Here is an 18,818-nt window from a genome sequence, read left to right on the forward strand (position 1 = left end):
GCGGTCATCCCTGGTACAGCGCGCTGCGGTACATGGCGACCAGCTCGCGCAGGCCGGCCTCGTCCTTGAGCAGCCGCACCGCGCGGTTCAGCGCGCGGGCGTCCTCGGGATTGCGGTCCTGGCTCTGCTCGGCCGCGGCGGACAGGCCATCCAGCGTCGCCTGCAGGGCCTGGGCGAACTTGCCGGGCAGCAGCAGGTCGCGGTTGGCGACCGTGGGGCGCAGCTGGCTGTCGAGGTAGCGGTCGATGTTCGGCGTGTCGAGCAGCTGGGCCAGCTGCGCCTTGACGCCGTCGGCCGGCGGCGCCAGTTCCTGGCGTTCGGGCAGGTGCTGGCCGGCGGCCTCGCGGCCGGCGTAGGTGATGCCGTCCAGGCCCCGGTCGAAGGCGAAGCCGCTGATGCGCATATCGGACATGGTGTGGGGTCTCCGTTCCGGGGTCAGTCGGCGCGCGCGTCGTCGAGCCAGCGCGCCAGCGTGTCCGCCGCGCGCCGCAGCGCGGCGGCGTCGGCCTGGTCGGCGGGCAGGCGGGTCAGCGCCAGCAGCCGGGGAATGCCGTCCTGGTCGCGCAGGGCGGTCTGCACCGGATAGCCGGCCAGGCGCGAATGGTGCGCCCGCCGCCAGGCCTGCAGCAGGCGCGTCGGGGCGTCGTAGGGCACCGGATCCGAGACGTAGACCAGCACCTCGGTGTCGGCCGCCTCGATGGCGACCCGACGGCCCGAGTCCAGCTGCAGCGCCAGGTTGCCGCCGGGCCCCAGGGCCAGCCGGTCCAGGCCGATGGTCTCGCCGAAGGCGCCCAGGGCGCGATCCAGGCTGTTCATTCGTATTCCTCGTCGATGGCCGCATCCAGGGCCAGTTGCGCCGCGCCCAGGACGGACTGGCGGGCATCCGCGTCGGGGTACATCGGCAGCGGCAGGTCCTTGAGCACCGCGCGCACGCCGCCCAGGAAGGTGATGCGCGCGGCGACGCTGTCGGCGCCGTGGCTGGCCGCCAGGGCCGCGAAGCGCGATTCGGAGATCCACTTCTCGTTGCTGACGTTGACCAGGTCGCGCATCAGTTGATCGGCCGCCAACGGCTTGCCGTGTTCCCGCGCCATCTTGTCGCCCAGTTCGCCGCAGCCATCCAGCACGGTGACCGCCACGCCCAGCTGATACAGATCCTGCATCAGCGCCTGCAGCCGGTCCGGGCTGGTGGACGGGCGCGCCGCCGCCAGGTCCTGGCCGAGCGCCTGGATCAGCTGCTGCAGGCCGCGGCCGACGTCCTTGCCGCCGAAGCGCTCCAGCGCCAGCGCCAGGGTCTTGGCCAGCGACGCTTCGCCCAGCACCACGTCCTGGTAGGTGCGCTGGAAGTCGGCCACGCCGCGGGCGTCGCCGGCATAGCCGGCGGCCGCGCCGATGGTGTTCAGGCTGGCGCGTATCTGCGGGCCGCTTTCCAGCTCCAGGTCGGCCAGCGCTTCGCGCAGGCCGTCCAGCACGTCCTCGGGGGGGGCGCCGTCGCGTTCGCCCTGGCGCAGCGCGTACTGCAGGCCGAGGTACTGGCCGGCGGCATCGCCGAAGGCGCGGGCGGCGGCCTGGCGCGGATCGGCGCCGCCGGCCAGCAGGTGGCGCGCCAGTTCGATCAGCTTTTCCTGGGCGTCGGCGTCGTGCGACTCGGCCAGGTAGGCCACGATGGCCTCGGCGCTGAGCAGCTGCAGCGGGGCGTCGCGGCCGATCTTGCGTTCGGCGTGGTGCTTGTCCTCGGTCTTCTCGGCCATGTGCAGGCTGAGTTCCTCGGCCGAATCCGCCAGCGAGATCTCGCCATCCACCGCCACGGCGGCCTGGCCCAGCATCGTGCCGACCTGCTGCTGGCCGCTCTGGGGGGCGGCTTGCGAGGTCGTGGACGAGAAAGCGGAAGGGGGCAGGCCGGCGTCGATACGGTTCATGAAGGCGCGAGGAACGGCGGACGAAGGCCGCGCACAGTCAGGGGTAGTAACGGTTGGGCGGGGAAAGTTCCATCGTTCGTCGATGGAACCGTGGCGAGGCTTTCGTTACCAACACGGCAAGCAGGCATTCCAGGGCGATGGGCGCCGGGGGTGTGGTTTTTTCAGGGTTAACCCGGGTTACCGCCCCGCGCGGCGGGCCCGTCGGTTCAAGGAGAAGGGAAGATGTCCACGGTGACCGGTGCGGGTGCGAGCAATATTGGGGCGATGGACTTGAAGGGCATGGATCTGGAGACTGCCCTGCTGGCGGTCCAGAACCAGCGGGCGCGGCTGCTCGAGAATTCGCTGCGCGATCAGCTGGAGTCGGTCAACGCCCGCAATACGCAGATCGCGGGCTTGAACGAGTCGATCACCGCGAAGGGCGCCGAGAACAACAAGCTCGAAGCGTCCAGCCTGTCAATGCAGCAGCAGATCGCCGAACTGAAGGACCTGCAGGGACGGCTCGCGGCCAGCAAATGCCCCAACCCCGAAGGTTGGTACGGCCTGTCCTGGGGGCAGGGCGACGACAAGGCGCTTTCCCACGCCACCCTGGACCAGATCAAGCAGGCCGGGCTGACCGTGCCGGGCGGCGCGGATGCGCCGCGCGACGTGGATGGCAACGGCACCATGGACGCCAAGGGCCGCGTGGTGCAGGGCTGGGTGGATCAGATCGCCAGCAAGGTGGCCGGTCTCGAGGCCAGCGTCAAGGCGAATGCCGCCGCCATCGAGACCAACAAGAGCGACATCGCCAACGCCAAGAACCAGGTGGACGCCCTGGGCAATACCCAGCAGATGGAGATGTTGCGCCTGCAGGGCCTGACCAACAAGCGCAACGAGGCCTTCGACGTCATGACGAATTTCGTCAAGAAGATGCAGGACAGTCGTTCCTCCATCATCGGCAACATGCGCTGAGGCGCGCCGGGCAAAAAAACGGCGACGGCGTGGAACTCGCGCGCCGGCCCGGTTACTCAAGCGGCATGGGGACCGGAAGCACGCGGTCTCAGGGGAAACCCGAAGGCCTTGGCCGACGGAACCCTCTCACTAATTGGAGATAGGCATGAGCGGACCAGTGGGCGGCGCGAACGGCGCCGGCAACATCGGCGGTATCGACATATCCAGCATGGACCTGGAAACCGCCCTGATGGCGGTGCAGAACGAACGCGTCAAGCTGCTCGACGCCCAGCTGCAGAACCAGATCAAGGAAGTGCAGAACCGCAACGAGCAGATCGCCAAGCTGAATGACGCCATGAACAGCCTGAATGCACTGGTCGGCCTGTTCAAGTCCGGCAAGGACGGCGCCACCAAGATGCAGGATGGCGGCATCCCCGACTGGAACAAGGCGGGCACGGAGAACGACAACCGCTACAACCAGATGCGCGATTCCATGTGGAAGGCGATGGGCGAGGCGGGCGTCGACCTGAACACCGACAAGTACCAGCTGCAGGTGGATGGCGGCATCAGCAAGGTCACCAAGGGCAGCCTCGATACGGCCATCCAGGCCATCAAGAACAAGGTGGACGCGCTGTCGAACACCCAGCAGATGGACATGACTCGCCTGCAAGGCATGACCAACAAGCGCAACGAGGCGTTCGACGTCATGACCAACTTCATCAAGAAGATGCAGGACAGCCGTTCGTCCATCATCGGCAACATGCGTTGATCGTCCCCTTCCCATCCTCCCTCTCAGCCAGAACCGCGCCATGAGCTCCAACAAGACCGCCGAACAGATCCACGCCGACGCCGAACGCGCGCTGGAGGACGCCCGCCGCGCCCTGGCGCAGGCCGACGACTTCTACCGCGACCAGGGACTCGATCCCGACAAGGTGCGGGCCGTGGCCGACGCGCGCCTCGGCCCGCAGGAACTGGCTCAGGCAGAAGCCCTGGTGCGCCAGGACATGGAGGCCATCGAGGCCGAGGTCGCCCAGGAAATGGCGCGCCAAAGCTTTGCCAATGCGCCCGTCTCGGGCGGTGTGAAAAAAATGCGCCCGATGGTGTGAGCCTCGGAACGCCGCAGCAGGAGACCTCGATGAGTTTGACCCCGGAAGAGAACGCCGCGCTGGCCCGGAACCTGACCGCCGCCATGGACGAGGCGACCGGCGGCCTGGCCAGCTACCTGCGCGAGGGCGGCAAGCTTGGCGACGTGCTCGGGCTGACGTCCGCCGAATTGGAAGCGATGTATTCGCTTGGCCACGCGCTGTACGAGCAGCAGCGGTACAGCGAGTCGTTCAAGGTGTTCTCTGCGCTGGTCACCTATGACCACACCGAGCCGCGCTACGGCCTGGCGCTGGCGGCGGCCAACCGCATGCTGGGCCGGCACGAGGACGCGCTGCGCCAGTACCTGCCGGCCATCATGGCGGACCCGCTCGATCCCGCGCCGCTCTACTACAGCGCCGAGTCGCTGGTGGAAATGGGCCGTGGCGAGGAAGCCATCGAGGCGCTGGACACGGTCGAGGCCCTGTGCGAAGGGCAGGACAAGTACGCGGCGCTGGCGGCGAGGGCCCGGATGCTGCGCGGCGCGCTGGCGGGGCCGCAGGCCTGAACCCCACGAGGCGCCTGGCGGCGTCCGGACAATCGTTACGGGAATCCATTCATGAACATCAATTCAGCAGGCGCAGGCGGCATCAACCCGCCGGCCAACCTCGACGATCTGATGAAGGCCTCGTCGCCCGAGGTCATCAAGACGGTCCTGGAAAATGCGCAGAAGCTCGCCTCCGAGAACGAGGCGCTCAAGCAGAAGCTGCTGGGCGCCATGGGCGCCGCGGGCCAGATGGATGCCAAGGATCTGGCGCTGCTCAGCGCGGAGATCGGCCAGAAGCTGCAGGACGCCATCGGCGGCGTCCGCCACCTGCAGGTCCCCGAGACCTTCCAGGGCGCGAATGCCGGCTCCGCGCAGGAAGCCTTGTCGCGCCTGAGCGAGCAGGATGTGCAGACCGACATCTATGCGTTTATGGCGCTGTTCCAGCAGTTGGCGCAGACCATGCGCACGTCGGCGCGCGAGACCCGCGCCAGCGAACTGCAGGCCCAGGTCGACACGCTCAAGAACGCGGCGCAGGAAATCCGCGACGCCGCCAAGGAACGCATGATCGGCGCCATGACGCAGGGCGCCTTCCAGATCGCGGGCGGACTGTCGCAGATCGGCGCCGGCGCCATGCAGATGCGGGTGATGAGCCAGGGCGGTGCCGGCGCCGAATCGCGGGCGCGCAGCATTTCGGACACCGGTGGCGGCCTGTCGGGCGTGGCCGGCGGTATCGGCACCATGATCAACGCGGCCCAGGAGCAGAAGGCGTCCGAGCATGACGCGCGCCGTTCCGAGCTGGAGGCCCAGGCCAAGGTGCATGACTCGGGCATGCAGCAGGCCAGCGAAATGGCGCAGCAGATGATGGACGTGATCCGCGACGTGCGCGACAAGCTCGCCGCGATCGAACAATCGCGCATGGAAACCAACCGCGGCATCGCTCGCAACATCTGAGCTCGCGAACCATCGGGAATTGCATATGACCTCGATCTCTTCTAATCCCGCGGGCATCGGCGGCGCGCCGTTGCCTGGCGGCGGCGACCTGCCGGCCGACGCTGGCGCCCAGGCGGCCCAGGCGACCGCGCGGGTGCGCGAACTGCTGGATGCCTTCGTTGGCATGGCCGGCACGTTGCCGACGGGCAAGGCGGCCGGGCAGCAGGCCGGTGCCGACGGCTTGTTCAACGGCAACGGCGCTCCGGCGTTGGAGCCGCCGGCGCAGTCATTCTCGGCCAACGACATGATTGATCTGCTGCGCAGCATCCGGTCCAAGTCCGACGAGGCGCAGATTTCCAGCGCCAAGGAAAACCTGGCGACGGCGCGCACCAAGATGGAAAAGAACAACGAGGCGCAGCTGCAAAAGATCCAGGACTACGTCAAGAAGTGCGAAGAGGCCGCCAGCAAAGGCATCCTGGGCAAGATCTTCGGCTGGATCGGCAAGATCGCCGCGCTGGTCTTCTCGGCCATCGCGGTGGCCGTGCTGGCCGCGGGCTCGGTCGCGTCCGGCGGCGCCGCCACGCCGCTGCTGGCGCTGGCCGTGATGGCGCTGGTCAGCTCGACGATCTCGCTGGCGGATCAGATCTCGAAGGAATGCGGCGGCCCGGAAATCAGCCTGGGCAACCTGATGACGACCATCGCCAGCAAGTTCCTGCAGGCCTGCGGCGTCGACGAGGAAACCGCGCAGCGCATCGGCAAGGTGGTGGCCGGCGTCGTCGGAATTGCCTCGCCGGCCTTGCTGCTGGTGGAGCCTGGCCTGCTGGGCAACCTGGCCGGCGGCATCGCCGAACTGGCGGGCGCGGACAAGAGCACCACAATGGCCCTGACCATGGCGTTCTCGCTGGCGGCCACGATCGCGCTGGGAGCCATCACCATCGCGGCGTCGGGCGGCGCATCTGCGGTCAGCACCATGTCGCGGGTGGTCAGCGCGGCCGGCCAGATCACCCAGGGCGCGACGCAGGTGGCGCAGGGGGCGGTCAACATCTCGGTGGCCAAGACCAAGAACGAGGCCGAGAACATCCAGGCGGACAAGAAAGAGATGGACGCCTACACGCGCAAGCTCCAGGCCCGGATGGAAGAGGCTCAGGAAGAGATCACCAAGGTGATCAAGCAGATGGAAGAAGGCTTGCGGATGGTGTCGCAGATGATCAACGGCGCCGCTGACAGCATGTCGCAGATCACCGCCAATATCGGCAAGCGGATGGCGGTCTGATGACGCCGAAACCGAGCACGCACCAAGGAAAGGACATGGCAGACAACGTGGTGGCGCGGGACGAGTTTGGCGAGGCATTGCTCAACGGGTTGCAGGCCCTGCCTTCCAATGGCCGTCTGACGCCAGAGCAGCTCGAAGTGATCTACGCCCTGGCGTACGCCCACGTGGCCCAGGAACAGTACGCGCAGGCCCTGCCGGTGTTCGCGTTCCTGGCGCAGTACGGACCTGCCCGCAAACACTATCTGGTCGGCCTGGGTGTCTGCCTGCAGATGCTGGGCAGACACGAAGAGGCGATCTCGATCTATTCGCTGGTGCTGACCCTGTATCCCGATTCGCTGCCGATCGCCCTGCGCGTGGCCGAATGCCAGCTTGCCGCACGCCAGACCGACGAGGCGCAGCGCACCTTGCGGCTGGTGGAAGCTTCCGACGCGCCGGTGGACGTGCGCGCGCGGGCCGAGGCATTGTTGCATCTCTCTTCGCGCGAGGCCGCGTCATGACCCATGAACAATAGCGCCGTTCAAGCGGCGCCGAACGCAGCGCAAGAGGCCGTCTCCCAGGAGACGGCTGTTGTGCTTTCGGCGGACGATGCCCGCCTGCTGGCCGAGGTCGGGTTCCTGGCCGCCGGCGCGGGCGACGCGGCGCGCGCCGAGATCATTTTCAACGCCTTGCGCCGCCTGCGGCCCGACCGTGCCTATCCGGTCGTCGGGCTGGCGGTGGCCTGGATGAACGCCAACCGCGCGCACGACGCCGTGCGCCTGCTGGAAGGCACGGTGGCGCCGGATCCGGCCGACCGGGCCTTGCTCGACGCCTGGCGCGGCTTCGCCCTGCAACTGTCGGGCCGGCGCGCGGAAAGCGTGCGCCTGCTGGAGACGCTGGCCACGGGCGAGAGCGAGGGGGCGCGCCTGGCGCGCGGCCTGCTGGGCATGCCGCAGGTCAACGGCTGAGGCGCCGGGCCACGGACGATAGATAGAGACACTGGAGCTAGGGAACATGGAAATCACAGCGCTCGCGGCCGCCTTGCCGCCGGTCTTGTCCACGCCGGCGGCGCCGCCGGCGCAACTGGCCGCCGAACGGTTCGCGGCCATCATGGCCGCGCCCGAGGCCGGCGCGCCCGCGCTCACCGGCCTGCAGTCCGCGCTGCAATCGGCCTTCACGCCCGCGGTCGACGCCGCCCCGGCCACGCTCGGCAACCAGATCCTGGCCAGCCTGCGCAACACCACCACCGAGTACTCGGAGAAGTGGCAGAACATCTCGGGCCGCCTGGACGCCATGTCGTCGCAGCCGGCCATCGCCGACATGCTGCGGCTGCAGGCCGATCTGGTGCAGGTGTCGGTGCAGTACGAGCTGGTCGGCAAGGCCGTCTCGCGCACCACGCAGAACATCGATTCGCTCGTCAGGATGTCCTAATGCACGCCGTCGCGACACCGTCTTTTCCCCTTGCGGGAACCCGCCGCGTTTCGCCGCTGGGACGCCTGCGCTGGCTGATGCTGGGCCTGGCGCTGCTGCTGGCCGCGTGCGGCTCGCGGGTGGAGCTGTTTTCCGCCGCCAACGAGAGCGAGGCCAACGAGGTGCTGTCGGTGCTGCTGGATGCCGGCATCGCCGCGCAGAAGGCCACCACCAAGACCGGCGTGGCCGTGTCGGTGGACGGCCAGCAGGTGGCGCGCGCGCTCGACATCCTGCGCGCCCGCGGCCTGCCGCGCGAGCGCTTCGATGGCATGGGGCAGATCTTCCGCAAGGAAGGCCTGGTGTCGTCGCCGCTGGAAGAGCGCGCCCGGTATATCTACGCGCTGTCGCAGGAGCTCACCAACACCCTGTCGCAGATGGACGGCGTGCTGGCCGCGCGGGTGCACGTGGTGCTGCCCGAACGCGGCGGCGTCGGCGAGAACACCACGCCGTCGACCGCGGCGGTGTTCATCAAGCACCAGGCCGGCTACAACCTGGACGCGCTGCAGCCGCAGATCCGCAAGCTGGTCACGCACGCGATTCCCGGGCTGACCGAGGACCGCGTGTCGATCGCGCTGGTGTCGGCGCAGCCCGCCGCCGCGGCCTCTGCCGCCGGCCAGGCCACGCGGCAGGTGCTGGGCATCGAGGTGGGCGAGGGCTCGTCGGTCACGCTGCTGGCGTGGCTGGCGCTGCTGATCCTGCTGGTGCTGGCCCTGGCCGGCGCGTTGGCCTACGTGCTGTGGCGCTACGGCGTGCCGGGCCGCGCCCGGCCCGAGCGCCGCGAACCCGTGTCCGAGGCCCGCTGACGATGACACCCGCATCGGCGGCGCTGGACCGCAGGCTGGTTGAATTCAACCAGCTGCCCAGCCGCACGCTGCACCCGAGCCGCCACGCGGCCTATGCGCCGCCGGCCGCGCTGGCGGCGATTGCCGCCGCGCCCGGACTGGCGCCGGCATGGCACCGGCATTGGTCGCGCGAGATCCTGGACGCGCTGGGCCTGTGGCAACGCCCGGTGACCGATCCGGACCGCCCCGAACTGGCGCTGGCGCTGCTGGCGCCGGACGCGCTGGCGCAGTGCGCCCGCCGGCTGGGCGCGGTGCTGTGCGGTCCGCGGCTGCGCCGCGCCATCGCCGGCGACGAGGTGCGGGCGCTGATCGCGCATCTGGGCGCGGACCTGCTGGATTTCACCCGCCGCACGGCCGCGGGCCTGCACGACGGCCTGGCCGACAGCGCGGCCTGGACGCTGGCCGAAACCACCGCCGCGGTGGACACGCTGGGCCTGGGCGCGCTGCGCGCGGCCCTGAGCGGCGCCGGTCCCGAACTCGCGCAACGCGCCGAACTGAAATTGCCCGACCTGCCCGCGCCATCCGCGCCCCTGCCCGCACCGCAGGCGCTGGCGCTGGGCCTGTCGCTACTGAAGAAAACGGAGCCCGCATGGCTTTCCTCATTCCCCGCGATCCGCTGACGCCGCGCGCCGCGGCCGGCCGCATCGATCCCGCCGCGCGCGTGCTGCGCGGCGCCGAGCTGGCGGCGTGGGCCGACGCCGAACAGTTGCTGGCGCAGGCGCGGGCGCGGGCCGACGAGATCGTCGGCGGCGCCCAGGCGGCGTTCGAGGCCGAGCGTCAGCGCGGCTACGAAGAGGGCCGCGAAGCGGCGCTGCTGGACCAGGCCGAGAAGATGATCGAGACCGTCGGCCGCACGGTCGAGTACTTCGCCGGCGTCGAGAACGAAATGGTGGAACTGGTGATGTCGGCCGTGCGCAAGGTGGTCGATGGCTTCGACGACCGCGAGAAGGTCATGGTGGTGGTGCGTAACGCCCTGGCGGTGGTGCGCAACCAGAAGCAGATGACCCTGCGGCTGAATCCGGCCGAAGTCGATACGGTGCGTGAGCAGATCAACGACCTGCTGGCCGCCTATCCCGGCGTGGGCTATCTCGACATCCTGGCCGATGGCCGGCTGGCGCGCGGCGCCTGCATCCTCGAAAGCGAGATCGGCATGGTCGAGGCCAGCCTGGAAGGGCAGATCCAGGCGTTGCGCCAGGCCTTCCAGCGCACCTTGGGAAGCCGGGTATAGCGATGCGCCAGTTCGACTACATCTCCGAAATGATGGAGCTGGCGCTGCAGGACACGCCGACGCTGCGCATCAAGGGCCGCGTGACCCAGGTGATCGGCACCATCATCAAGGCGGTGGTGCCGTCGGTGAAGGTGGGCGAGGTCTGCATCCTGCGCAATCCGGGCGAGAACTTCGAGATGAAGGGCGAGGTGGTGGGCTTCGCGCGCGACGCCGCGCTGCTCACGCCGATTGGCGACATGTACGGCATCTCCACCGCCACCGAGGTCATCCCCACCGGCCGGGCCCACATGGTGCCCGTGGGCCCGGGGCTGCTGGGCCGGGTGCTGGACGGGCTGGGCCGGCCGCTGGACGAGGCCGAGCTGGGGCCGCTGGAGGCCAGCAAGTTCTACCCCGTGTTCGCCGAGGCGCCGGACCCGCTCAAGCGCCGCATCATCTCGCAGCCGCTGGAACTGGGCGTGCGCGCGCTGGACAGCGTGCTGACCTGCGGCGAAGGCCAGCGCATGGGCATCTTCGCGGCAGCGGGCGGCGGCAAGTCGACCCTGATGGGCATGCTGGTCAAGGGTGCGGCGGTGGACGTGACCGTGGTGGCGCTGATCGGCGAGCGCGGTCGCGAGGTGCGCGAATTCCTGGAACACGAACTGGGCCGCGAGGGCCGGCGCAAGAGCGTGATCGTCTGCGCCACCAGCGACAAGTCGTCGATGGAGCGCGCCAAGGCCGCCTACGTGGCCACGGCCATCGCCGAGTATTTCCGCGATCAGGGCAAGCGCGTGCTGTTCCTGATGGACTCGGTGACGCGCTTTGCCCGCGCCCAGCGCGAGATCGGCCTGGCCGCCGGCGAACCGCCGACCCGCCGCGGCTATCCGCCATCGGTGTTCGCCACGCTGCCCAAGCTGATGGAGCGCGCCGGCATGAACGAGCATGGCTCCATCACCGCGCTGTACACGGTGCTGGTGGAAGGCGATGACATGACCGAGCCCATCGCCGACGAGACCCGCTCGATCCTCGACGGCCACATCGTGCTGTCGCGCAAGCTGGGCGCGGCCAACCACTACCCGGCCATCGACGTGCTGGCCTCGGCCAGCCGCGTCATGAACGCGGTCATCACGCCGGAGCACAAGCGCGCCGCCGGCCGCCTGCGCGAGCTGATGGCCAAGTACCAGGAGGTCGAGCTGCTGGTGAAGATCGGCGAATACAAGCGCGGCGGCGACGCGGTCACGGACGAGGCCATCGACAAGATCGCCGCGATCAACCAGTTCCTGCGCCAGCGCACCGACGAGCGCGCCACGCTGCCGGATGCTCTGGCGCAGATGAGCGCCATCGTGGGGACGGCATGAGCGTCTTTGACGAACTGCTCGCCATCAAGCGCTTTCGCGAAGGCCAGGCCGAGATCGCGGTGTCGCGCCAGCGGCTGCGTCACGCCGAGGCCGATGCCGCGCGCGAGGCCTCCGAGCGGGCGCTGGCGGACTTCCGCGATGAATCCGAGCGGCGCGAGCGGGCCATGTACCACGACCTGTGCAGCCGCGTGGTGCGGGTGCGCGAGATCGAAGACGTGCTGCAGGGCGTGGCCGGCCTGCGCGAGGGCGAACGCCAGCACGAGCAGGCCGTGGAACAGGCGGCCGAGCGCCTGCGCGAGGAACACCAGGCGCTGGCCGAGCGCCGCGTCCAGCACCAGCAGGCGGTGCGCCTGACCGGCAAGTTCGTGGAGCTGGCCAGCATCCACCTGGCCGAGCACCTGAAGGCGCTGGAGCACAAGGAAGACATGGAAATGGAAGAGGCCGCATCGCTGTCGCGCGACCGCGAGGACTGGGAACAGCACGAGGAGTTCGAGCCGGCATGAGCATCGACCGCCGCATCGGCCTGGATACCGCGATCGCGCAGGGCTCGGGCCTGGCCCAATCGGATGCGCAGGCGTCCGGCCGCCAGGCCAGCGACGCCGACAGGCAGGCCTTCGAGCAGGCCATGGCGCGCGGCAGGGACGAGCCGCCCGTCGCGCCGCCGGCCGCGCCCTCGCCGTTCTCGCTGTTCGGCGCGGCCCGGACCGATGCGCCCGCGCCTGCCGACGCGACGTCGCAGGCCCTGGCGCTTGCGCTGCAAGGCAGCGCCGAACAACTGCTGGTGGCCGACGGCAGCCAGGGCCGGCGCCAGGTGCGGGTGGAATTGAAGGACGACGTGCTGCCCGGCGTCAGCGTGTCGGTCTATGAAGACGGCGGCCGTGTCATCGCCGACTTCGTCTGCGCCAATGAAACCTCGCGTGAGCGCCTCGCCGCGATGGCGCGACCGCTGGCCGAGCAATTGGCCGACAGCCTGGCGCGGCCGACGCGCGTGCGCGTCGGCACCGATGACCCGGAAGACCCCTGCCTGGCGGAAACCGACGCCGATGCGCCGGTCCGTTGATCCCTGGAACCCATGACTGCCAGTACGCTTCTCTCTTCCTCCCCGCTATCGCTGCCGCGCCTGTCCGGCAACGAGGCCCGCGCCCGCACGCTGATCGCGCGCCATGGCGCCGATCTGGCGGTCACGCTCGCGCCGCTGGCCGGCGTCGACGCCGAGCCCGCGCAGTGGCGCCTGGGCTTCACGCCCGGCGTGGCCGAGGCCCTGCGCCAGGCGGCCACGCTGTCGGCCGACCTGGAATGGGCCGGCGCGCGGCTGCGGCTGGGCCTGCCGGCCAGCGCCGCCGATGCCTGGCTGGCGGCGCGCCTGCCGGACGTTGACGCTGGCGCGCTGCCGCCGGCCCTGGTGTCGACCGCCATCGAGACGCTGTTGGCCGAGGTGGTCGCGGGCCTGGCCGAGGTGTCGCCGGGCGGTCCGCTGCGGGTGGTTGGCCGCGATGGCCCGGCCCCGGCCCTGGCGCATGGCTGGACCGTGGCCGCGCGCCATCCCGCCAACGGCGCCGCGATCTACGCCACGCTGGACACCGACGGCCTCGGCCTGATGCTGCTGGCCGGCCTGGTCGGCCGCGCCGCGCCGGCGGCCAGCGAGATCGACCTCGATGCGGTGCCGGTGCGCATCCGCGCCTGCCTGGGCTGGACCCACCTGGCCGCGGCCGAACTGCGCGGCCTGGCGCCGCGCGACACCCTTTTCCTGGACCACTGCCTGGTCTCGCCCGACGGCGAACTGTGGCTGGGCGCGGACGGCCAAGGGCTGCGCGTGCGCCGCCAGGGCTCCTCATACCTCGTTACCCAAGGCTGGACTTCCCTCATGACCGAGACGCCGCAACCGCCGCTGGATGCCGAAGCGGGCGCCCAGACACCGCTCGATATCGACGCCATTCCCGTCCGACTGACCTTCGAACTGGGCGAACGCCTGATCACCCTGGGCGAGCTGCGGCAGCTGCAGCCCGGCGAAACCTTCGATCTGGAACGGCCGCTGGCCGACGGCCCGGTGCTGGTGCGCGCCAACGGCGCGCTGGTGGGCAGCGGCGAACTGGTCGAGATCGACGGCCGCATCGGCGTGACGCTGCACCGGCTGGGCAAGGCGGGCGCATGAACGGCGCGGATCCGATCAGCCTGGCGGTGGTGCTGGCGCTGCTGGCGCTGGTGCCGCTGGCCGCCGTCATGACCACCTCGTTCCTGAAGATCGCGGTGGTGCTGACGCTGGTGCGCAATGCCCTGGGCGTGCAGCAGGTGCCGCCCAACATGGCGTTGTACGGGCTGGCGCTGATCCTGTCGGCCTACGTCATGGGGCCGGTGGTGATGCAGATCGGCGACGAGCTGCGCGCGCCGCCCGCGGTGGTGGCGCCCGGGGCGGCGCAGCCGGACCGGCTCGAAGGCATTCTCGACGCGGTGGCGCGCGGCGCCGAGCCGATGCGCGGCTTCATGCTCAAGAACAGCCGCCCCGAGCAGCGCGATTTCTTCCTGCGCACCGCGCGCGGGCTGTGGGGCGAGCAGCAGGCCCGCAACCTCAAGGAAGACGACCTGCTGGTGCTGATCCCGTCGTTCCTGCTGTCGGAGCTGACCGCCGCGTTCCAGATCGGCTTCCTGCTGTACCTGCCGTTCGTCATCATCGACCTGATCGTCTCCAACATCCTGCTGGCGATGGGCATGATGATGGTGTCGCCGGTCACGATCTCCATGCCCCTGAAGCTGTTCCTGTTCGTCATGGTCGACGGCTGGACGCGGCTGATCCAGGGCCTGGTGCTGTCCTACACCTGAGGCCGCCATGGGAACCGTCGACCTCGTCTCGTACATGACCCAGGCGCTCTACCTGGTGCTGTGGCTGTCGCTGCCGCCGATCGCCGTCGCCGCGATCGTGGGCACGCTGTTTTCGCTGTTCCAGGCGCTGACGCAGATCCAGGAGCAGACGCTGTCGTTCGCCGTCAAGCTGATCGCGGTGTTCGCCACGATCCTGCTGACGGCGCGCTGGCTCAGCGCCGAGCTGTACAACTTCACGATCTCCGTGTTCGATCTCTTCTACAAGATCCACTAGGAGCGGCCGGCAACATGATCTCGGGCATCACCTACGTCGAAGCGAAAGTCTTCCTGGGCACGCTGGCGCTGACGCAGCCGCGGATCCTGGCGCTGTGCGCGATGCTGCCCCTGTTCAACCGCCAGCTGCTGCCCGGCATGCTGCGCTACGCCATCTGCGCCGCCATCGGCCTGGTGCTGGTGCCGGCGCTGGCGCCGCGCTATGCCGTGACCGACCTGGGCGCGATCGAGCTGGTGCTGCTGGTGGCCAAGGAAGTCTTCATCGGCCTGGTGATGGGGTTCCTGGTGGCGATCCCGTTCTGGATCTTCGAGGCGGTGGGCTTCGTGGTCGACAACCAGCGCGGCGCCAGCCTGGGCGCGACCATCAATCCGGCCACCGGCAACGACTCGTCGCCGCTCGGCATCCTGTTCAACCAGGCCTTCATGGTGTTCTTCCTGGTGGGCGGCGGCTTCATGCTGATGCTGACCATGCTGTACGACAGCTTCCGGCTGTGGGACTTGTGGGACTGGACGCCGACGCTGCGCCAGGAAAGCGTGCCGCTGATGCTGGACCAGCTGGGCCGCTTCCTGCGGCTGACGCTGCTGTTCGCCGCGCCCGCCATCATCTCGATGTTCCTGGCCGAGGTCGGGCTGGCGCTGGTGAGCCGCTTCGCGCCGCAGTTGCAGGTGTTCTTCCTGGCGATGCCGATCAAGAGCGCGCTGGCGCTGCTGGTGATGGTGCTCTACATGAACACGCTGTTCGAGTACGCCGCCGAGGCCACCGGCCAGATCGGCTCGGCCTTGCCCTTCCTCGACAACCAGTGGCGGGCGCCATGAGCGGCGAAAAGACCGAACAGCCCACCCACAAGAAGCTGCGCGACGCGCGCCAGAAGGGCGACGTCGCGCACAGCAAGGACTTCACCCAGACGCTGCTGGTGCTGGCGCTGTTCGGCTACATGCTGGGCAACGCCCACGGCATCATCGAGTCGCTGGGGCGGCTGGTGCTGATCCCGTCGACGCTGGTGGGGCAGCCGTTCGAGCAGGCGCTGCCGGTGGCGCTGGACGCGGCGCTGCGCGAAGCCGTCTACCTGGTGCTGCCGTTCGTGCTGATCGTGTTGATCGTGGGCATGTTCGCCGAGTTCCTGCAGGTGGGCGTGGTGCTGGCGTTCGAGAAGCTCAAGCCCTCGGCCAAGAAGCTCAACGTCATGAGCAACCTGAAGAACATCTTCTCGAAGAAGAACCTGGTCGAGCTGCTGAAATCCGTCATCAAGATCGCCTTCCTGTCGGTGCTGGTGACGCTGGTGGTGCGCGATGCGCTGCCCGAGCTGATGGCGGTGCCGCACAGCGGCCTGGCCGGGCTGGAGGCGGGCGTGGGCGGCATGATGCGCACGCTGATCGTGAACATCGCGGTGGCCTATGTGGTGATTTCCCTGGCCGACTTCGTCTGGCAACGCATGCAGTACCGCAAGGGGCTGATGATGAGCAAGGAAGACATCAAGCAGGAATTCAAGGAGATGGAGGGCGACCCCCACATCAAGCACAAGCGCAAGCACCTGCACCAGGAAATGGTGATGCACGGCGCGGTCTCCAGCACGCGCAAGGCGTCGGTGCTGGTGACCAACCCGACCCACCTGGCGGTGGCGATCTACTACGAGCCCGACGAGACGCCGCTGCCGGTGGTGCTGGCCAAGGGCGAGGGCGCGCTGGCCGAACAGATGATGGCGGCCGCGCGCGAGGCCGGCGTGCCGGTGATGCAGAACATTCCCCTGGCGCGCGCTGATGGCGTCCGCGCAGCCCGACCAATACATCCCCAGCGAACTGATAGAGCCCGTCGCCGAAGTCCTGCGGCTGGTCAGGAAGCTGGCCGGCAATCCGGACGATCCGACATGAACGCACTCCAGCATCCCCTGATATCCGCCTACGCGGCGCGCCACGGCCTGCCGCCGTCGACCCGCGCCGACGGCCGCCTCACCGTGGTGGTCGACCAGACCTACCGCGTGCATCTGCAGCCGGCGCGCGACGGCTGGCTGGCGATGAGCGCGCGCCTGTGCGCGCTGCCGGCCAGCGACGTCGACCGCGACCGGCTGGTGACCGAAATCGGCAAGCTGGCCGCGGGCATGCTGGCGCGCCACGCGGCCGCCTGCGTGGTCGATCCGCAGGGCCGCGCGCTGTGGCTGCAGCAATCGCTGCAGCCCGGCAGCGGCGAACTGGCGCTGGACGAAGCCATGGGCGCATTCACCAATGCGCTGTCCTTTTGGGCCGGCGCCGTGCGGCGGCTGGCATGAATACGCGTGACGGGCATGTCGCCCGAGGAGAGAGAGTGTTGAAGCGGATGATTCTGGCGACCGCGTTGTCGCTGGGCCTGGCGGCCGGCGCGCAGGCCGCGCCGAACTGGCCGAACGTGCCCTACAGCTACTATGCCCGCGACGAAAACTTGCAGACGCTGCTGCGCGAATTCGCCGGCGGCTTCAGCCTGTCATTGCAGCTCGGGCCCAATGTCACCGGCACGGTCAACGGCAAGTTCAATGCCAATACGCCGACCGAGTTCATGGACCGGCTGGGCGGCGTGTACGGCTTCAACTGGTTCGTCTATGCGGGCACGTTGTTCGTCAGCCGCACCAACGACATGAAGACGCGCTCGGTCAGCGCCATGGGCAGCTCCATCAGCGCGCTGCGCCAGGCGTTGCAGCAACTGGGCGTGCTGGATCCGCGCTTCGGCTGGGGCGAGCTGCCCGACCAGGGCATCGCGCTGGTGTCGGGTCCGCCGGGCTACGTCGACCTGGTGGAGCGCACCGTGGCCGCGCTGCCGATGGGCGCCGGCGGCCAGCAGGTGGCGGTGTTCCGGCTCAAGCACGCCTCGGTCAATGACCGCACCATCAGCTATCGCGACCAGAAGGTGGTGACGCCCGGCCTGTCCACGGTGCTGCGCAACCTGATCACGGGCGGCGGCGGCGGGGCCAACAATGAAACGCTGGCGGCCATCGCGGCGCCGCTGCGCGACAATCCGCCGGCCTTTCCGCAAGGCGGCGGCGAGGCCGGCGCGGCCGCGGGGCAGGGCGGGGGCCAGGCGCCCGCGTCCGGCGTCGCGGGCAAGTCGGGCCTGCGCCTGCGCGAGCCCACGGTGCAGGCCGATGCGCGCCTGAACGCCATCATCGTGCAGGACATCCCGGACCGCATCCCCATCTACCGCAGCCTGATCGAACAGCTCGACCTGCCCAGCACGCTGGTCGAGATAGAGGCGATGATCGTCGACGTCAACTCCGATCTCGTCAGCGAACTGGGCGTGACCTGGGGCGCGCGCGCCGGCTCCACCACCTTCGGCTACGGCAACCTGGGCCTGGGCCCCAGCGGCGGCCTGCCGCTGGAAAGCGGCGCGGCGCTGTCGCCCGGCACCATCGGCGTGAGCGTCGGCAACACGCTGGCGGCGCGCCTGCGCGCGCTGCAGACCAAGGGCCAGGCCAACATCCTGTCGCAGCCGTCGATCCTGACGGCCGACAACCTGGGCGCCATGATCGACCTGTCCGACACGTTCTACATCCAGACCCGCGGCGAGCGCGTGGCCACGGTGACGCCGGTGACCGTCGGCACCTCGCTGCGCGTGACGCCGCGCCATATCGAATCGAAGAACGGCGCGCGCGTCGAACTGACGGTGGATATCGAGGACGGCCGCATCCAGGAAGAGCGCCAGATCGACAACCTGCCCACGGTGCGCAAGAGCAACATCAGCACCCTGGCCATCGTCGGCAACGACCAGACGCTGCTGATCGGCGGCTACAACAGCAGCCAGAATTCCGAGCAGGTCGACAAGGTGCCGATCCTGGGCGACATCCCGGGGCTGGGGCTGCTGTTCTCCAACAAGTCCAAGACCGTGCAGCGGCGCGAGCGCCTGTTCCTGATCCGGCCCAAGGTGGTGGCGATCAATGGCGAAGTGGTGGCCACGCCCGGCGCGGCCGGCACCGGCCCGATGCTCAACGCCACCTGGGGCGGCGACCGCATGACGCCAGGGCAATACCTCGACCTGGCGCAGAGCCAGCGCACCCGCATCGTGTTCGGGCCGAACGTGGAATTGCGCCGCAGCAGCGGACCGGTGCGCGCCTCGGAATGGCTGGATGGCACGCCGACGGCCGCGCCGGTGCTGGAAGGCAAGTCGAACGCGCAGCAGGGGCCGGTGATTCAGGTCGAGCCGGTGGCGGCGCCGGGCACGGGCAGGGCGCCGTAGTGGCGGG

24 protein-coding genes and 1 pseudogene are annotated in these 18,818 nt (G+C 69.4%); 22 read left to right on the forward strand and 3 right to left on the reverse strand.

What is annotated here, in order from left to right:
- Nucleotides 1–4: 4 nt before the first annotated feature.
- Genes AOZ49_RS16370 through sctW form a run of 3 tightly spaced genes read right to left on the reverse strand, consistent with a single transcriptional unit; the run spans nt 5 to nt 1,916 of the window.
- The gene (locus tag AOZ49_RS16370) at nt 5–412 is read right to left on the reverse strand and encodes a type III secretion apparatus assembly protein SctX (protein ID WP_054432774.1); all 408 of its coding nucleotides are present in this window, start codon (nt 410–412) and stop codon (nt 5–7) included.
- Nucleotides 413–435: 23 nt separating this feature from the next.
- Nucleotides 436–816, reverse strand: coding sequence for a type III secretion system chaperone family protein (locus AOZ49_RS16375; protein WP_054476546.1), 381 nt, complete (start codon nt 814–816; stop codon nt 436–438).
- Nucleotides 813–1,916 carry a type III secretion system gatekeeper subunit SctW gene (gene sctW, locus AOZ49_RS16380; protein WP_054476548.1) on the reverse strand — a complete coding sequence of 368 codons (1,104 nt, stop codon included), beginning with the start codon at nt 1,914–1,916 and terminating at the stop codon, nt 813–815. The genes AOZ49_RS16375 and sctW overlap by 4 nt, the downstream gene beginning before the upstream one ends.
- A 279-nt stretch (nt 1,917–2,195) precedes the next feature.
- On the opposite strand from sctW, the gene AOZ49_RS16385 reads away from it, so the two are divergent.
- The 22 genes and pseudogenes from AOZ49_RS16385 (at nt 2,196) to sctC (ending at nt 18,811) form a co-directional block, all read left to right on the forward strand.
- Nucleotides 2,196–2,864, forward strand: coding sequence for a hypothetical protein (locus tag AOZ49_RS16385; RefSeq protein WP_231689806.1), 669 nt, complete (start codon nt 2,196–2,198; stop codon nt 2,862–2,864).
- A 145-nt stretch (nt 2,865–3,009) separates the two neighbouring features.
- Nucleotides 3,010–3,612 (forward strand): hypothetical protein, encoded by a 603-nt coding sequence (locus AOZ49_RS16390; RefSeq protein WP_156350356.1) that lies wholly within the window; start codon nt 3,010–3,012, stop codon nt 3,610–3,612.
- 40 nt (nt 3,613–3,652) lie between these two features.
- Nucleotides 3,653–3,949, forward strand: a complete 297-nt coding sequence (locus AOZ49_RS16395) for a Btc22 family type III secretion system chaperone (protein ID WP_054476551.1) — start codon at nt 3,653–3,655, stop codon at nt 3,947–3,949.
- Between the two features lie 29 nt (nt 3,950–3,978).
- On the forward strand, nt 3,979–4,491 hold the full coding sequence (locus tag AOZ49_RS16400; protein ID WP_054432763.1) for a SycD/LcrH family type III secretion system chaperone: 513 nt from the start codon (nt 3,979–3,981) through the stop codon (nt 4,489–4,491).
- Between the two features lie 51 nt (nt 4,492–4,542).
- Nucleotides 4,543–5,421 (forward strand): type III secretion system translocon subunit SctB, encoded by an 879-nt coding sequence (gene sctB / locus AOZ49_RS16405; protein WP_054476553.1) that lies wholly within the window; start codon nt 4,543–4,545, stop codon nt 5,419–5,421.
- A 25-nt stretch (nt 5,422–5,446) separates the two neighbouring features.
- On the forward strand, nt 5,447–6,673 hold the full coding sequence (gene sctE, locus AOZ49_RS16410) for a type III secretion system translocon subunit SseC family protein (protein WP_054476555.1): 1,227 nt from the start codon (nt 5,447–5,449) through the stop codon (nt 6,671–6,673).
- A 35-nt stretch (nt 6,674–6,708) separates the two neighbouring features.
- Entirely contained in the window at nt 6,709–7,170 is a 462-nt protein-coding gene (locus tag AOZ49_RS16415; protein WP_054476557.1) for a tetratricopeptide repeat protein, read from the forward strand.
- Nucleotides 7,171–7,242: 72 nt separating this feature from the next.
- The gene (locus AOZ49_RS16420) at nt 7,243–7,617 is read left to right on the forward strand and encodes a hypothetical protein (protein ID WP_231689807.1); all 375 of its coding nucleotides are present in this window, start codon (nt 7,243–7,245) and stop codon (nt 7,615–7,617) included.
- Nucleotides 7,618–7,663: 46 nt separating this feature from the next.
- Entirely contained in the window at nt 7,664–8,080 is a 417-nt protein-coding gene (gene sctI, locus AOZ49_RS16425; protein ID WP_054432758.1) for a type III secretion system inner rod subunit SctI, read from the forward strand.
- A gap of 77 nt (nt 8,081–8,157) precedes the next feature.
- A complete protein-coding gene (sctJ, locus tag AOZ49_RS16430; RefSeq protein ID WP_231689812.1) occupies nt 8,158–8,922 on the forward strand; it encodes a type III secretion system inner membrane ring lipoprotein SctJ in 765 nt (254 codons plus the stop codon).
- Nucleotides 8,923–8,924: 2 nt separating this feature from the next.
- Nucleotides 8,925–9,581, forward strand: coding sequence for a SctK family type III secretion system sorting platform protein (locus tag AOZ49_RS16435; RefSeq protein ID WP_054476559.1), 657 nt, complete (start codon nt 8,925–8,927; stop codon nt 9,579–9,581).
- Nucleotides 9,551–10,189 (forward strand): HrpE/YscL family type III secretion apparatus protein, encoded by a 639-nt coding sequence (locus AOZ49_RS16440; protein WP_054476562.1) that lies wholly within the window; start codon nt 9,551–9,553, stop codon nt 10,187–10,189. The genes AOZ49_RS16435 and AOZ49_RS16440 overlap by 31 nt, the downstream gene beginning before the upstream one ends.
- 2 nt (nt 10,190–10,191) lie before the next feature.
- Complete coding sequence (gene sctN / locus AOZ49_RS16445) at nt 10,192–11,523, forward strand: type III secretion system ATPase SctN (RefSeq protein ID WP_054432754.1); 1,332 nt, start codon at nt 10,192–10,194, stop codon at nt 11,521–11,523.
- Entirely contained in the window at nt 11,520–12,026 is a 507-nt protein-coding gene (locus AOZ49_RS16450; protein WP_054476564.1) for a type III secretion protein, read from the forward strand. Before sctN ends, AOZ49_RS16450 begins: the two co-directional genes overlap by 4 nt.
- The gene (locus tag AOZ49_RS16455; RefSeq protein ID WP_054476566.1) at nt 12,023–12,583 is read left to right on the forward strand and encodes a hypothetical protein; all 561 of its coding nucleotides are present in this window, start codon (nt 12,023–12,025) and stop codon (nt 12,581–12,583) included. The genes AOZ49_RS16450 and AOZ49_RS16455 overlap by 4 nt, the downstream gene beginning before the upstream one ends.
- A gap of 12 nt (nt 12,584–12,595) precedes the next feature.
- Nucleotides 12,596–13,675 carry a type III secretion system cytoplasmic ring protein SctQ gene (gene sctQ / locus AOZ49_RS16460; RefSeq protein WP_054476568.1) on the forward strand — a complete coding sequence of 360 codons (1,080 nt, stop codon included), beginning with the start codon at nt 12,596–12,598 and terminating at the stop codon, nt 13,673–13,675.
- On the forward strand, nt 13,672–14,340 hold the full coding sequence (sctR, locus tag AOZ49_RS16465; protein WP_054432750.1) for a type III secretion system export apparatus subunit SctR: 669 nt from the start codon (nt 13,672–13,674) through the stop codon (nt 14,338–14,340). The genes sctQ and sctR overlap by 4 nt, the downstream gene beginning before the upstream one ends.
- A 7-nt stretch (nt 14,341–14,347) precedes the next feature.
- On the forward strand, nt 14,348–14,614 hold the full coding sequence (gene sctS, locus AOZ49_RS16470) for a type III secretion system export apparatus subunit SctS (RefSeq protein ID WP_006392849.1): 267 nt from the start codon (nt 14,348–14,350) through the stop codon (nt 14,612–14,614).
- A gap of 14 nt (nt 14,615–14,628) precedes the next feature.
- The gene (gene sctT / locus AOZ49_RS16475; protein WP_054432749.1) at nt 14,629–15,429 is read left to right on the forward strand and encodes a type III secretion system export apparatus subunit SctT; all 801 of its coding nucleotides are present in this window, start codon (nt 14,629–14,631) and stop codon (nt 15,427–15,429) included.
- Nucleotides 15,426–16,482, forward strand: a pseudogene (sctU, locus tag AOZ49_RS16480) (type III secretion system export apparatus subunit SctU). The gene sctT and the pseudogene sctU overlap by 4 nt, the downstream one beginning before the upstream one ends.
- On the forward strand, nt 16,479–16,877 hold the full coding sequence (locus AOZ49_RS33985) for a CesT family type III secretion system chaperone (protein WP_054432747.1): 399 nt from the start codon (nt 16,479–16,481) through the stop codon (nt 16,875–16,877). Before sctU ends, AOZ49_RS33985 begins: the two are co-directional and overlap by 4 nt.
- Nucleotides 16,878–16,924: 47 nt before the next feature.
- Nucleotides 16,925–18,811 (forward strand): type III secretion system outer membrane ring subunit SctC, encoded by a 1,887-nt coding sequence (gene sctC, locus AOZ49_RS16490; protein WP_054432746.1) that lies wholly within the window; start codon nt 16,925–16,927, stop codon nt 18,809–18,811.
- The last annotated feature ends 7 nt before the right edge of the window (nt 18,812–18,818 follow it).

It is taken from the genome of Achromobacter sp. 2789STDY5608615 (assembly GCF_001298995.1).
GTDB lineage: Bacteria > Pseudomonadota > Gammaproteobacteria > Burkholderiales > Burkholderiaceae_B > Achromobacter > Achromobacter insuavis.

Bases quoted from the DNA above. Each gene is read 5' to 3' on its own strand.
- AOZ49_RS16370 (WP_054432774.1), bottom strand. From the start codon at position 412: ATGTCCGATATGCGCATCAGCGGCTTCGCCTTCGACCGGGGCCTGGAC.
- AOZ49_RS16375 (WP_054476546.1), bottom strand. From the start codon at position 816: ATGAACAGCCTGGATCGCGCCCTGGGCGCCTTCGGCGAGACCATCGGC.
- sctW (WP_054476548.1), bottom strand. From the start codon at position 1,916: ATGAACCGTATCGACGCCGGCCTGCCCCCTTCCGCTTTCTCGTCCACG.
- AOZ49_RS16385 (WP_231689806.1), top strand. From the start codon at position 2,196: ATGGATCTGGAGACTGCCCTGCTGGCGGTCCAGAACCAGCGGGCGCGG.
- AOZ49_RS16390 (WP_156350356.1), top strand. From the start codon at position 3,010: ATGAGCGGACCAGTGGGCGGCGCGAACGGCGCCGGCAACATCGGCGGT.
- AOZ49_RS16395 (WP_054476551.1), top strand. From the start codon at position 3,653: ATGAGCTCCAACAAGACCGCCGAACAGATCCACGCCGACGCCGAACGC.
- AOZ49_RS16400 (WP_054432763.1), top strand. From the start codon at position 3,979: ATGAGTTTGACCCCGGAAGAGAACGCCGCGCTGGCCCGGAACCTGACC.
- sctB (WP_054476553.1), top strand. From the start codon at position 4,543: ATGAACATCAATTCAGCAGGCGCAGGCGGCATCAACCCGCCGGCCAAC.
- sctE (WP_054476555.1), top strand. From the start codon at position 5,447: ATGACCTCGATCTCTTCTAATCCCGCGGGCATCGGCGGCGCGCCGTTG.
- AOZ49_RS16415 (WP_054476557.1), top strand. From the start codon at position 6,709: ATGGCAGACAACGTGGTGGCGCGGGACGAGTTTGGCGAGGCATTGCTC.
- sctI (WP_054432758.1), top strand. From the start codon at position 7,664: ATGGAAATCACAGCGCTCGCGGCCGCCTTGCCGCCGGTCTTGTCCACG.
- sctJ (WP_231689812.1), top strand. From the start codon at position 8,158: ATGCTGGGCCTGGCGCTGCTGCTGGCCGCGTGCGGCTCGCGGGTGGAG.
- AOZ49_RS16435 (WP_054476559.1), top strand. From the start codon at position 8,925: ATGACACCCGCATCGGCGGCGCTGGACCGCAGGCTGGTTGAATTCAAC.
- AOZ49_RS16440 (WP_054476562.1), top strand. From the start codon at position 9,551: ATGGCTTTCCTCATTCCCCGCGATCCGCTGACGCCGCGCGCCGCGGCC.
- sctN (WP_054432754.1), top strand. From the start codon at position 10,192: ATGCGCCAGTTCGACTACATCTCCGAAATGATGGAGCTGGCGCTGCAG.
- AOZ49_RS16450 (WP_054476564.1), top strand. From the start codon at position 11,520: ATGAGCGTCTTTGACGAACTGCTCGCCATCAAGCGCTTTCGCGAAGGC.
- AOZ49_RS16455 (WP_054476566.1), top strand. From the start codon at position 12,023: ATGAGCATCGACCGCCGCATCGGCCTGGATACCGCGATCGCGCAGGGC.
- sctQ (WP_054476568.1), top strand. From the start codon at position 12,596: ATGACTGCCAGTACGCTTCTCTCTTCCTCCCCGCTATCGCTGCCGCGC.
- sctR (WP_054432750.1), top strand. From the start codon at position 13,672: ATGAACGGCGCGGATCCGATCAGCCTGGCGGTGGTGCTGGCGCTGCTG.
- sctS (WP_006392849.1), top strand. From the start codon at position 14,348: ATGGGAACCGTCGACCTCGTCTCGTACATGACCCAGGCGCTCTACCTG.
- sctT (WP_054432749.1), top strand. From the start codon at position 14,629: ATGATCTCGGGCATCACCTACGTCGAAGCGAAAGTCTTCCTGGGCACG.
- AOZ49_RS33985 (WP_054432747.1), top strand. From the start codon at position 16,479: ATGAACGCACTCCAGCATCCCCTGATATCCGCCTACGCGGCGCGCCAC.
- sctC (WP_054432746.1), top strand. From the start codon at position 16,925: ATGATTCTGGCGACCGCGTTGTCGCTGGGCCTGGCGGCCGGCGCGCAG.